The organism is Pseudomonas sp., assembly GCF_049590575.1.
Classification (GTDB): domain Bacteria; phylum Pseudomonadota; class Gammaproteobacteria; order Pseudomonadales; family Pseudomonadaceae; genus Aquipseudomonas.
Genome location: NZ_JBAWDE010000421.1, coordinates 1 through 1,724, shown reverse-complemented (window position 1 = coordinate 1,724; position 1,724 = coordinate 1). Strand labels below are relative to the sequence as shown.

Genomic DNA, 1,724 nt, shown 5'->3' with positions numbered 1-1,724 from the left:
CGTGCAAGGTGCGCAGGCCGCCACGGCGGGCGGCGGCTTCGAGGGTGGCGGCGTCGGCCTGGCGCATCAGCAGGCTGCGCAGTTCTTCGTTCATCACCAGCAGTTCGGTGATGGCGCTGCGGCCGTGGTAACCGCCGCCCGGCGCATTGGCGCGCGGGCGATAAAGCATGATCGGGCGCGCATCGGTAAAGCGGTCCAGGCCGTGCTCGGCGATCAGTTCGGGCGGTGCTTCAAAGGCTTCGCGCGTGGCTGGGTCGAGACGGCGCACCAGGCGCTGGGCCAGAATGCCGTTGACGGTCGAGGCGATCAGGTAGCTCTCGACGCCCATGTCGAGCAGCCGCGTGATACTCGCCGCGGCACTGTTGGTGTGCAAAGTAGACAGCACCAAATGCCCGGTCAGCGACGACTGAATGGCGATGCGGCAGGTTTCCAGGTCACGGATCTCACCGATCATGATCACGTCCGGGTCCTGGCGCACGATCGAGCGCAACGCGCCGGCAAAGTCCAGGCCGATGGCCGGTTTCACCTGGATCTGGTTGATGCCTTCCAGCTGATATTCCACCGGGTCTTCCACGGTGATGATCTTGCGCTCGGCGGTGTTGAGCCGTGACAGCGCGGTGTACAGCGTGGTGGTCTTGCCCGAGCCGGTAGGCCCGGTGACCAGCAGAATGCCGTGGGGTCGTTCCAGCACTTCAAGGAAGGTTTCCAGGCGCTGGCCATCGAAGCCCAGGCTCTGGAAATCGAACTGCACGGTCTGGCGATCAAGCAAACGCATGACCACCGATTCGCCAAAGCTGGTGGGCACCGTGGACACCCGCAGGTCAAGTTCCTTGCCCTGGATGCGCAGCATGATCCGGCCGTCCTGGGGCAGGCGGCGCTCGGCGATGTCCAGGCGCGCCATGATCTTCACCCGCGAAATCACCGCCGCCGACGAGCTGGACGGCGGCGCCTCGGCCTCGTGCAGCACGCCGTCGATGCGGTAGCGCACCTTGAGCTGGTTTTCGAACGGTTCGATGTGGATGTCCGAGGCGCGATGTTCCACCGCGCGCTGCAGGATCAGGTTGACCAGACGAATCACCGGCGCTTCGGAGGCCATGTCCTTGAGGTGTTCGATGTCTTCCAGCGCACCGCTTTGCTCGTCGAGGTTCTCGATCAGCGTGCCCATCGCCGAGCGGCCCTGGCCGTAATAACGCTCGATCAGGGTTTCGACCTCGTTGCGCGGGCCGACCGCCAGCCACACCGGCACGCCGCAGGCATAGGCCATGGCCTGGAACGGGTAGACCAGCGACGGATTCGCCGCCAGCACGCGCAGCCCGCCCTGGCTCCAGCCCACGGGCACGACTTGATAGTGGCGCATAAAGCGCTCGGTCAAGGCAGGCAAAGGGTCAAGCAAGGGTGGTGCGGCGTCGGCCAGCAGCAGCGGCGCGCCGAGCAGGTCGGCCCAGGCGCGGGCCAATTCGGCTTCGGAGACCAGCCCCAGGCGGGTCAGCAGGCCGAGTAATTCAGTCTCGCCGCCTTCTTGGGACAGGCGCCGGGCGCGCTCCAGGTCCACGGTTTTCAACCCGGCCTGCTGCATCAGCCACGCGCAGACCTGTTCGGTGTGCGGGACGTGCATCTGGCAGGCATCGATGGGCGTTGAGGGACTGTGCATGGATAGCTATCTGAGGGGCAATGTTCTACAGAACTGTGGGAACCCCTTGTGGGAGGGGGCTTGCCCCCGATAG

Annotated in this window: 1 protein-coding gene; it reads right to left on the bottom strand. The window is 65.5% G+C overall.

Annotated features, from left to right (window positions below):
- A partial coding sequence (locus WBR57_RS29365; RefSeq protein ID WP_424088955.1) for a GspE/PulE family protein occupies positions 1-1,615 on the bottom strand: 1,615 nt, incomplete at its 3' end.
- Positions 1,616-1,724: the final 109 nt, after the last annotated feature.